The sequence below is a fragment of the Polaribacter sp. KT25b genome, from assembly GCF_900105145.1.
Classification (GTDB): Bacteria; Bacteroidota; Bacteroidia; order Flavobacteriales; family Flavobacteriaceae; genus Polaribacter.
Window position 1 is genome coordinate 990,003 of the sequence record NZ_LT629752.1, and the last position, 11,099, is coordinate 1,001,101.

An 11,099-nucleotide genomic window follows, 5' to 3' on the forward strand; every position below is an offset into this window, starting at 1 on the left:
AAGTAATAAATTGATTTGGTTAAAATTTAAGAGTTTCTAAATTAAATTTTGATTATTCTTAAAGTATTTCATTAATTCAAAAGTAGATTCGATATTTAGTTTTTTAAGTATATTTTTTCTGTGAGTATTTACAGTATGCTTGCTAATATGTAAGTTGTTAGAAATTTCTTCGCTTGTTTTGTTTGTTATTAACAAACGAACAACATCTCTTTCTCTATTTGTAATTATATTTAATAAATTTGAAGTTGATTGATTCTTATAAAATAAGGTTTCATATTCATTTTTATTATTTAAATATTTTGCAGTTGCACAAATATCCATTTTTAAATGACCATCTAAAACGGTGTAATGTGCCATGCCAATTATGGGTTTATTGCTGCTATCAAACTGTAAAGGAGTTGTATTCTGAATAATATTTACATATTTGTTATCAGCATTTTTTATTCTATAATTCCAAGTATAGCTCATTCTTTTACGTTGTTCGTCATTCAACTCAGTCATTGTAAAAACCATTAAATCAGTTAAACTATTAAGCCATAGTTTAATATCTTCTGGATGAAAAAGGGACCAATAATAATCCATTCCACCAGTCATCATTTTATCAATAGACAAACCTGTACAAGCTGTAAAATTTTTACTTATATATTCAAAATTTTGATGAACTGTATTTGTAATGCAGTAAAATGTAGAATTGTAAGGATAATAATAATCTAGTTCAATTAACTTTTTAATGTGTTCTTCTATTTCAACATTAGGATATGTCTCAAAAATTTCATTATAAATAGAGTTTATTTTGAATTTTTTCATATCTGTTACATATTAAAAATTTTACCTGGTTCTGCTAATTTTGTGTTTTCAAAAATTTCTTTAGCCTCTTTTTGAAACAATGAAATATCTTTATATCTACCAGAATAATGACCTATAATAAGTTGTTTTACATTTGCATCTTTCGCAATTTGTGCAGCTTGTTCAGACGTTGAATGTTTTGTTTTTTTAGCTAAATCTTCTCTGTCGGATAAAAAAGTAGCTTCGTGATACAGTAAATCAGTATTTTTTATAATCGGAATAATATCTGGTTTATAGTAAGTATCACTACAAAAAGCAAAGCTCAATGGTTTTGTTGGTGCAATTGTTAACTCCTTATTTGTAACAATTTCTCCGGTTGATAAGACAACATCTTTACCAGCTTTAATATTTAAATAATCAGCTTTATCAATTTCTGGATATCCGCTAATATTTAACATGTTCAGTTTTCTTGGTTTTTCTTTTTCTGTAAACAAATAACCATTTGTATACACTCTATGGTTTAATGGAATTGTTCTTACAGAAACTTTATCATCCTCAAAAATAAGTTCACTTTCTTTGGATGTTAATTCGTGAAATATTATTGGATATTTAGCATGAGATTGAGAAATCTTCAACTGTAAAAGTGTCACTTTTTTGATACCTTTTGGTCCATAAACATGCAATTCTTTTTCTCTACTTAAAATACCATAAGTAGCTAACAAGCCAACTAAACCATAAAAATGATCGCCATGTAAATGAGAAATAAAAATGTGGTTAATTTTAGAAAAACCAACTTTATATTTTCGCATTTGACGTTGTGTACCTTCGCCACAATCAATTAAAAAATGTTGATTATTTATTTCCAAATATTGAGAAGTTGGAAAAGCATTTGCACGCGGCGTCGCAGAATGACAGCCTAAAATAGTTAGGTTTATACTCATTTAATAACAAAACGTTTAGAAATTATAGTTTCTTTATCTTGTAATTTGTAAATATAAATACCAGAAAGTAAGTTTCCTTTTTTAAAAGTAAATGAATTATTGCCAGTAGTAACTTTAATATTTTCTTTGTAAACAGTTTTACCTAAAACATTTATTACAGAAAAAATTATAGTTGCATTATTTGCAGCTTTAAAGGATATTTTTGTGTTCTCTGTAAACGGATTTGGGGCAGCAGATAATTTTTCAACAGATTTATGCTGTGAAAAACCAATTGTGGTTAGGCTTAAAAATAAAATAAAAAGTAGTTTTTTTATCATTTATGTGTTTTTAAAATCCTAATTCTCTTTCTATAGCTTCCATTTCTAAAACATCTTCTGCTTCAGTTAAAGTAGGAACAATGTTTAAGTCTTCTGGTAAGTCATCAATATCAACATTATTGTAAACAATAACAAAAGATTTACTATTTTTCTTTTTGATGTTATTCAAAAATAAAGAAATTTCTTCTTTTGTAGTTTTAATTTCATTAGAAATTTGTAAAACTAGATGAACTTCATTAAAATCTTTCTCTTTTTTTAAAAAAGTTGTGTAAAAATCTAAAAACGAGTTTTCATCCGAAGTAATAAGAGTATAATTTTCTTTTTTTTCTATTATCATTAATTTACCTTTTAATTTGTTGCGCCAATAAATAAATAACTGCCATTCTTACCGCAACACCATTTTCTACTTGATTTAAAATAATAGATTGATCAGAATCTGCAACTTCGCTTGTAATTTCTACACCTCTATTTATTGGTCCTGGATGCATTATTACAATTTTCTTGCCAAGATTATCTAAAATGTCTTTATTAATTCCAAAAAGTTGAGTGTATTCTCTGGTTGATGGAAAATATTTAATATCCATTCTTTCGTGTTGCACTCTTAAAACATTGGCAACATCACACCATTCTAAGGCTTTTTTAAGGTTGGTTTCAACCTCAACACCTAAGCTTGTAATATATTTAGGTATTAAAGTTGTTGGTCCACAAACTTTTACTTGTGCACCTTGTAATTGCAACGCAAATATATTTGATAAAGCAACTCTAGAATGTAAAATATCGCCAACAATAACAATCTTTTTACCTTTTACAGTTCCTAGTTTTTCTCTTATAGAATAAGAATCTAATAATGCTTGTGTTGGATGTTCGTGTGTTCCATCACCAGCATTTATAATCTTTGCATTTACGTGTTTAGATAAGAAAACACCTGCACCAACATTTCCATGTCTCATCACAACAATATCTACTTTCATAGATAAAATATTGTTAACCGTGTCTATTAAAGTTTCTCCTTTTTTTACGGATGATTGACTTGCAGAAAAATTAATTACATCTGCAGAAAGTCTTTTTTGAGCCAGTTCAAAAGAAAGTTTTGTTCTGGTACTATTTTCAAAAAATAAATTTGCAATTGTAATATCTCTTAGAGAAGGAACCTTTTTTATAGGTCTATTTATAACTTCTTTAAAATGATCTGCAGTTTTAAAAATAAGGTCAATATCAGTTTTTTTTAGATATTTTATGCCTAATAAATGTTCTACGCTTAATTGATCCATATTATTTTTGTTCTATATAAACTGCATCTTTTTTATGCGTTTCTTTCCAAGAAACTAAAACTTTTTCTTCATTTATTGCGTCAACTTGCCTTCCTTTATAATTTGGCTGAATTGGTAAATGTCTACTAAAACGTCTATCAATTAAAACCAATAACTCAATACTTTCTGGTCTTCCAAAAGACTGTATTGCAGTTAAAGCAGCTCTAATACTTCTACCAGAAAATAAAACATCATCAATAATTACCACTTTTTTATTTTCAATTAAAAAATCGATTTTTGTTGATGTTGCAGCTAAAGGCGAATCTCTTCTTCTAAAATCATCTCTGTAAAATGTAATATCTAGCAGACCTAATTTTAAATCTTTTATGCCGTATTCGTTTTTTAACAAAGTTGCTAATCTGTTTGCTAAATACGTTCCTCTTGGTTGTACACCAATTAAAACAGTATTAGAAAAATCATTATGATTTTCAATTAGCTCGCACGCTAATCTGTGAAGAATAATTTCAATATCTTTTGAGTTAAGTAAGGTTTTTTTGCTCATAAGAATGCTATCAAATTTTAGTTGATAGTTATTGAAAATCAAAATTAGGGTAAATAAACGTATGAGCAAAATAAAATGAGATACTAATAATAAAAAACTATTCAGAAATAATTATTTTACTCTTTTTATATAATAATAAATTTTTTTTGTTATATTTAAGATCAAACCAAATTACTTTATGTAAATATGGTTGTTAATTAAATTGTTGAAAAGAAAAAGTATTGGCTTAAAACTACATTAACTTGTTGTATTACCTTTATTTTTATAATGAAAAGCACCTAAGTTATGTCTTTAACGAAGTTTGAATCCATGCTAAAAACCAACAACATCTTTTTTTTTGATTTAGTTGAGTTCGAAGAAATTATTGTGCATTATTTAGAAGCTGGTAAACTTTCGCTTGCAAAAAAAGCAGTGAAACTAGGTTTAGAACAGCATCCTGAATCTGTTTATCTAAAATTATTACATGTAGAGATTTATATTTTCGAAAATGAGTTAGATAAAGCATCTACTTTGTTGGAGAAAATAGAACTTTTAGATCCAAATAATGAAGAGGTTTTTATACAAAAATCTATTATTAATTCTAAATCTGGAGAACATAACGAAGCAATTGTCAATTTAGAAAAAGCATTAATTTTTACTGATGATAAAGTAGATGTTTTGTCTTTAATTGGTATGGAATATTTATACTTAGAAAATTATGAGAATGCTCGTTTAAGCTTTGAAAAATGTATAGAAGTAAATTTTGAAGATTATTCTTCGTTATATAATATTGTTTATTGTTTTGATATGGAACAAAAACATGAGGAATCTATCGTTTTTATAGAAAAATATTTAAATAATAATCCTTATTGTGAGGTTGCCTGGCACCAATTAGGTCTGCAAAATTTTATATTAAAAAATTTTAAAAAAGCATTAAGTTCTTTTGATTATGCTGTTTTAATTGATGAATCATTTATTGGTGGTTATATAGAAAAAGCCAAAACATTAGAAGAATTAGAACGTTATCAAGAAGCAATAGAGAATTATTTAATTACCTTTGAATTAGATGACCCTACAGCGTATGCTTATCTTAGAGTTGGCGAGTGTTATGAAAAAATACAAAAGTTTGATGCTGCAATATCTTACTATAAAAAAGCTGTTCATGAAGATCCATTATTAGATAAAGGATGGCTTTTGCTAACTAATATTTATTATAATGATGATAATTACCAAAAAGCATCTTATTATATATCCAAAGCTTTAAAAATTGATGAAGACAATTTGTTGTATTGGAGAAAATATTCTGATATTAAATTAAAACTAAACTTTTATGAAGAAGCTGTTACTGGTTTTGAAAATTGCTTGGCTTTAAATGATAATACTTTTAAAGTTTATATTGGTTTAGTTGATGTTTTATCTTTTTTAGGAGAATTTGAAAAAGCAATTAAAGTTTTGGAAAGAGCACAAAAAATATATAAAAACATTGCTGAAATAGAGTATCGATTTGCTGGAATATTTTTTATTTTAAACAATGAGAAATATGGTTTTCATCATTTGATAAAAGCTTTTAAACAAGATTACGATCATCATGTAATTTTAAAGGAAATTTATCCAACTGTTTTCGAAAATGAAAAAGTGCAGAAACTTATTAAAAATTATAAAAAAGCAACAGAATAATAGATATATAAAATAGCCTGATTTTTTTAATCAGGCTATTTTTTTATAGAAACTTTAATTATTTTTTAAATGAATGAATATTTATTCATAATTTTGTAGTGTAAATTAAAATTAATATGGCTCGTAAAATTGATGAAGATAAAATAGCAAGAATTAAACAAGCTACAATGCAAACAATTGTAGAAAAAGGTATTGAAGCTACTACTATTGCAATGATTGCTAAAAAGGCAAATGTTAGCGGAGGTTATTTGTATCGAATCTATACTGGTAAACAAGATTTAATAAATGAATTATATCACGATAAAGTAGATTCATTATACAAAGAATTAGAAACTTTACTGATTTTAAATAAAACAAGTGTAAAACCTCTAATTAAATCGTTTATTAAAAACAGAATTACTTATTTCTTAAAAGAGCCAAATGCATCAAAGTTTTTTTATCAATTATTACACAATGAAAATTTTTTTGCATCCGAAGAAATTAGACATAAAAGTGCAGATTTAATAAAGAATATTAAACTTATTGGAATAAGAGCAGGAGAAATTTCTAAAAACACTTCTGTTTATCAATTACATTATCACATTTTAGTATATGCTGTAGATTATATCAATTTTACACGGAAAAATATTTTTGGAGAACAAGAAGTAACTATCGATGATGTAGATAAACTTACTGATAATATTTTAAAAATTTTAAAATAAATGGAAATCAATTTAAAGTTTAAAGCGATGAAATTAAGTAGAATACATGTAAAGTTATTCCTTTTTTTATGTTTTATAACAACGTTTACAAATGCTCAAAATATTACATTAAAGCAAGCGTATGATTTAATGTTGTCTAAAAATGGAGAAGCAAAAGCATCTAGCTTTGAGGTAAAAGCCATGGAAGAAGAGCATAAGGCCACAAAAGGTTTACGTTTACCAACAGTTAGTGTTTCTGGTACTTATATGCATTTAGATAAAGATATTGCTGTTGATTTAAATGATCAAAGAAATATGGTTGGTGGTTTGTTAAGTATAACAGATCCTGCTTCAGTTTTAGGTGATTGGGATTTTACCTTGCAAGAAAAAAACTTGGGTTTTGCTACAGCAAATGTTTCGATGCCAATTTATGCTGGTGGAAAAATTAATGCTGCTAACAAAGCATCAGAAATTAAATTATCATTATCAGAAACCAAACATAAAATTAAGGAAGACGAACTAACTGTTCAGTTAATCAACTATTTTTTTAAGTTAAAATTAGCGCAAGAAGCTGTAAAGTTAAGAAAAGAGGTTTACGACGTTATTTTACTGCATAACAACCAAGCAAATAAGTTTTTTGAGAATGGAATTATTCCAGAAGTAGAAACCTTAAATGCAAAAGTAGCTTTGTCTAATGCCAAAAGAGAATTGTTAGCTGCCCAAAAAGATGTTGATTTAGCAACAACTGCTGTTCAAAATTTAATTGGCGTAGATTCCATTAATGGATTTACCAGTAAATTTAATAAACCAACAATTGTAAAACCTCTGCAAGATTTTACAAATGAGATGTTAACGGAAAATGAACAATTAAAAATTATTGACAAAAATCATGAGTTAGCTAAAGTAGGTGTAAAAGTAGAAAATAGTGAATATTTTCCTAAAGTAGGGGTTTCTGGAAAATACATTGTATGGAAAGATAATTTACCATTGGTAGATACAAAATGGTTTGTAGGTGTAGGTGTAGAATGGGAATTGTTTAATGGTTTTCAAAGAGAACATAAAATAAAAGCATCTAAATACAAAATTTCTCAAGTAGAAGAATTTGATAAACAAGCAAGATTAAACTTAACTACATATACAGAAAAACTTTACAATACAATGCAAAAAGAATTGGAACAATATGAAAGTTTAAATAGCGATGAAGCATTGGCAAATAAATTAAAGTTTATGAGAACACGTGCTTTTGAAGAAGGTACCGGAACTTCTTTAGAGGTTGTTGATGCTACATTAAAATTATCAGAAATTAAAATTCATAAAATAAAAGCTTTATATGAGTACAATATTGCTTACGGAGAGTTAATGGTACTTACAGGAAAAACAGCTACTTTCTTAAATCAAAATTAATATAAAAATGAGAAATCCAAAATTTATAAAATCATTAATAGGTATTGTAATTCTTTCAATTATAGTACTTACAAGTGTGTGGTTATTAACGAAACCTAAATCAGTTATTTTACAAGGTAGAATAGAGGTAAAAGAAATTTATTTATCAGCTAAAATACCTACACGTATTAATTCTTTTGAAGTGAAAGAAGGAGAAAGCGTAAAAAAAGGACAATTATTGGCAACGCTTTTAAGTCCAGAAATTTTAGCAAAAGAGCAACAAGCTTTAGCTTTAAAAGATGCTGCAAATGCTCAAAAAAACAAAGCGCAAAACGGTGCTAGATTAGAAGAAATTAGAGCTGCAAAAAGTGTGTATGAAAAAGCATCGGCTGCTGCCAATGTGATGAATAAAACATACAAACGGATGGAAAATTTATTTAAAGATGGTGTGATTTCTGAACAACAACGAGACGAGATTTTTGCAAAAAAAGAAGTTGCTTTAAAAGACCAAGAAGCCGCATTAAGTATGTATCAAATGGCAAAAAAAGGCGCTAGAAACGAGGATATAGAAGCAGCTTCTGCTTTGGTTAAACAAGCAGATGGTGCGCTAATAGAATTAGAAGGATATAAAAATGAACGTAATATTATTGCGCCTATTGATGCTGAAGTTCTTAATTTTTTGCCAGAAGAAGGTGAGTTGATAGGTGCTGGTTATCCTGTTGTTCATTTGGTTGATTTAAGCAATAGCTACGCAATTCTAAACATTAAAGAAACTAGCCTTTTTAACTTTAAAAAAGGAGAAGTATTTAAAGCAATAATACCTGCTTTGAATAATAAAGAAGTAGAGTTTAAAATTTATTATATCGCGGCTTTGGGAGATTATGCTACTTGGAATGCAACTAAAGCAAGTGGAGATTTTGATGTTAGAACTTTTGAAATAAAAGCAATGCCAGTTAAAAAAGAACTAGCATTAAGACCAGGAATGAGTATTTTAATTGATTATTCTCAATTTAATGAGTAAAATGAAACCTTCTTTTCGGATTGCAAAAAGAGAGATTGCACTATTGTTTAATAGTAAGTCGTCTTTTATTCTTGCAATTATTTTACCTTTTGTTTCTATATTATTTTTTAATTCTCTTTTAAGTAAAGGAGTAGCAAGAGACTTACCTGTTGCTGTGGTAGATTTAGATCATACTGCTACTTCTAGAAATGTAATTGCTCAATTAGATGCAGCTCCAGAGATTAAAATTGGTTTTTTTCCTTTAAATCAGCAAAAAGGAGAGGAGTTAATTCGTTTAGGAAAAGCATATGGAGTAATTACTATTCCTCAAAATTTTGAAGCAGATTTAAAAAGTGGTAAACAAGTAAATATTATCAATCAATACAATAGTAATTTGTTATTGGCTGGTGGGTTAGAATATAAGGCATTTAGAAAAGTTATTGGTACAATTTCGGCAGGTATAAACATAGAAAAGCAACGTAAAAGAGGAGTTTCAACAGAGCAGGCTTTGGTTAATTATCAACCAATAAAAACTAATAGCCACGTATTATCAAATCCATATACAAATTATTCATATTATTTAAATACTGGATTTTTAACAATGTTTTTTCAATTGTTTGTTATGCTAACCACTATTTATTGTTTTGGAGCAGATTTAAAATACAGTAAAGGAAATAAGTTATTAAGCATTACTAATGGAAGTTTATCTGCTATAATTTTAGGAAAAGTTTTACCCTATACTGTTTGGTTTTTATTTGTAGGTATCATTACGCTTTTAAGTATGTATGTATGGCAAGATTTTCCGTTTTCTGGAAGTAAAATAACAGTTTTATTCGGTTTACTTTTATTGATTTTAGCAAATCAATCATTTGCTTTATTTTTTATATCTATAAGCGGTAGTTTTAGAGAAGCTTTAACAATTGGTTCTGGTTTTGGCGCTGTAAGTCTTTCTTTTTCTGGTATTACATTTCCAATTTTTGGAATGCCAATAGTATTGCAATGGTTAAGTCAGGTTTTTCCGTTTACGCATTTCTTTGAGTTATTATTAGATCAATCTCAAAGAGGATTTCCTGCATTTTATTCTTTAAAAGCAATAATAATTTTAGTTGTTTTAAGTATTACGCCAATTACTCTAAGTTGGATTAAATTAAAAAGATTGTTTTTAAAAGGTAGGTTTAATCACAATATTTAAAAATGAAGAATTTATATAAATTATTTTACAAAGGAATAATCTCATTTAAGAATACTTTTAAAACAGAATGGAATTCAATTAAATCAGACAAAGCTGTTGTAAGTACTTTTTTATCTGTAACACTTATTATTTTGGTTGTGTATACGTATATATATTCAAATCAAATAATTAAAGAAGTTCCCGTAGCAATTGTAAATCAAGATGGCACAAGAATGAGTAGAGATTATATTGCCATGTTAAATGCTACTCAAGGAACAAAAACAATATCTTCATTTACAGATTTGGAAGCAGCCAAAGTTGCGTATTACTCTAGAAAAGTACAAGGAGTAATTTTGGTTCCAAAGTATTTTGAAAAGAATATAAGGAGTGGTAAACAAACTACAATTACCACCTTTTCTGATGCCGCTAATATGTTGTTTTATAAACGGGTTTTGGGTGATGTTTCTACCGTTAACGGATATTTTAGTGCTGGAATATCAATAAAAAAAGAAATGGCAAAAGGTGTTTCTTTTGATAAAGCTCAGAAAGATTATACACCTATAAAAGCAATATCTACCAGTTTATTTAATACAAGTTCTGGTTATGCAACTTATCTAATACCAATGTTAACAGCATTAATTATTCAATTAGTACTATTAATGGGCATTGGTCTATTAAGTGGTTCTAGACGAGAAACAGTATCTACGCATATCAAATTTCCAAGATTATTACATAAAGGAGGTGTTTTATCAGTTTTATTAGCAAAAGCTTGTTTGTATACTTTAATTTATATGGTTATTATTCCAATTCAAATTGGAATTGTTTATACCATTTTCGGAATTCCGGTGCGTTCTTCATTGTTTACAATTTATGTATTTATAATACCATATATATTTTCTGTAGTATTTTTAGGAATTTCTATCAGTTCATTTTTTAAAAGAAGAGAAGATTCTATAGTGTTTTTAGTATTGCTTTCTATTCCGTCTTTAATGTTAAGCGGGTTATCTTTTCCGGAGGAAGGGTTTTCTGAGTTTTATAAATATGTTTCAGAAATAATTCCATCAACATCTGGTATGAATGGCTTTGTGAAATTAACACAAATGGAAGCTTCGTTTTTAGATGTATTAAAAGAATGGAATCATTTATGGTTTTTAACTGGAATTTATTTTGTGATTGCTGCCATTTCTTTAAAAATAAGAGCAAGAAAAGAGGTGGTTTTAAAAAATGTATAGAAATATTCTTAAAAAATTATCATTAAAAAAGAGAATAATTTCAATCAGAATTTATTCTAGAAAATCATTATAATCAGAAAATAAGTTTAGAAACAAATCAAATTAAAATTCCTTTTCTTAA

At 27.3% G+C, this 11,099-nt stretch carries 12 protein-coding genes; 6 read left to right on the plus strand and 6 right to left on the minus strand.

Translation table 11 applies throughout. The features are described 5' to 3' along the window. Positions 1-36 precede the first annotated feature (36 nt). From BLT70_RS04120 to pyrR, 6 genes are read right to left on the minus strand one after another with little or no spacing between them, the layout of a single operon-like run. Positions 37-807 (minus strand): response regulator transcription factor, encoded by a 771-nt coding sequence (locus tag BLT70_RS04120; protein ID WP_091891935.1) that lies wholly within the window; start codon positions 805-807, stop codon positions 37-39. Positions 808-812: 5 nt separating this feature from the next. Beyond that, positions 813-1,727: a ribonuclease Z gene (locus BLT70_RS04125; protein ID WP_091891938.1), complete on the minus strand. Its 915-nt coding sequence runs from the start codon at positions 1,725-1,727 to the stop codon at positions 813-815. After that, positions 1,724-2,044, minus strand: a complete 321-nt coding sequence (locus BLT70_RS04130) for a T9SS type A sorting domain-containing protein (protein ID WP_091891941.1) — start codon at positions 2,042-2,044, stop codon at positions 1,724-1,726. Before BLT70_RS04130 ends, BLT70_RS04125 begins: the two co-directional genes overlap by 4 nt. A 10-nt stretch (positions 2,045-2,054) precedes the next feature. After that, the gene (locus tag BLT70_RS04135; protein WP_091891945.1) at positions 2,055-2,381 is read right to left on the minus strand and encodes a hypothetical protein; all 327 of its coding nucleotides are present in this window, start codon (positions 2,379-2,381) and stop codon (positions 2,055-2,057) included. Positions 2,382-2,385: 4 nt separating this feature from the next. Next, positions 2,386-3,315 carry an aspartate carbamoyltransferase catalytic subunit gene (locus BLT70_RS04140; RefSeq protein WP_091891948.1) on the minus strand — a complete coding sequence of 310 codons (930 nt, stop codon included), beginning with the start codon at positions 3,313-3,315 and terminating at the stop codon, positions 2,386-2,388. A 1-nt stretch (position 3,316) separates the two neighbouring features. Next, positions 3,317-3,856 carry a bifunctional pyr operon transcriptional regulator/uracil phosphoribosyltransferase PyrR gene (gene pyrR, locus BLT70_RS04145; RefSeq protein ID WP_091891951.1) on the minus strand — a complete coding sequence of 180 codons (540 nt, stop codon included), beginning with the start codon at positions 3,854-3,856 and terminating at the stop codon, positions 3,317-3,319. Between the two features lie 285 nt (positions 3,857-4,141). On the opposite strand from pyrR, the gene BLT70_RS04150 reads away from it, so the two are divergent. The 6 genes from BLT70_RS04150 (at position 4,142) to BLT70_RS04175 (ending at position 10,978) form a co-directional block, all read left to right on the plus strand. Continuing rightward, positions 4,142-5,512 carry a lipopolysaccharide assembly protein LapB gene (locus BLT70_RS04150; RefSeq protein WP_091891954.1) on the plus strand — a complete coding sequence of 457 codons (1,371 nt, stop codon included), beginning with the start codon at positions 4,142-4,144 and terminating at the stop codon, positions 5,510-5,512. A gap of 116 nt (positions 5,513-5,628) precedes the next feature. Next, complete coding sequence (locus BLT70_RS04155) at positions 5,629-6,213, plus strand: TetR/AcrR family transcriptional regulator (RefSeq protein ID WP_091891957.1); 585 nt, start codon at positions 5,629-5,631, stop codon at positions 6,211-6,213. Continuing rightward, entirely contained in the window at positions 6,214-7,596 is a 1,383-nt protein-coding gene (locus tag BLT70_RS04160) for a TolC family protein (RefSeq protein ID WP_091891960.1), read from the plus strand. 7 nt (positions 7,597-7,603) lie between these two features. Continuing rightward, positions 7,604-8,596 carry an HlyD family secretion protein gene (locus BLT70_RS04165; protein ID WP_091891963.1) on the plus strand — a complete coding sequence of 331 codons (993 nt, stop codon included), beginning with the start codon at positions 7,604-7,606 and terminating at the stop codon, positions 8,594-8,596. Then, on the plus strand, positions 8,589-9,767 hold the full coding sequence (locus BLT70_RS04170; RefSeq protein ID WP_091891966.1) for an ABC transporter permease: 1,179 nt from the start codon (positions 8,589-8,591) through the stop codon (positions 9,765-9,767). The genes BLT70_RS04165 and BLT70_RS04170 overlap by 8 nt, the downstream gene beginning before the upstream one ends. 2 nt (positions 9,768-9,769) lie before the next feature. Beyond that, the gene (locus BLT70_RS04175; RefSeq protein WP_091891969.1) at positions 9,770-10,978 is read left to right on the plus strand and encodes an ABC transporter permease; all 1,209 of its coding nucleotides are present in this window, start codon (positions 9,770-9,772) and stop codon (positions 10,976-10,978) included. The last annotated feature ends 121 nt before the right edge of the window (positions 10,979-11,099 follow it).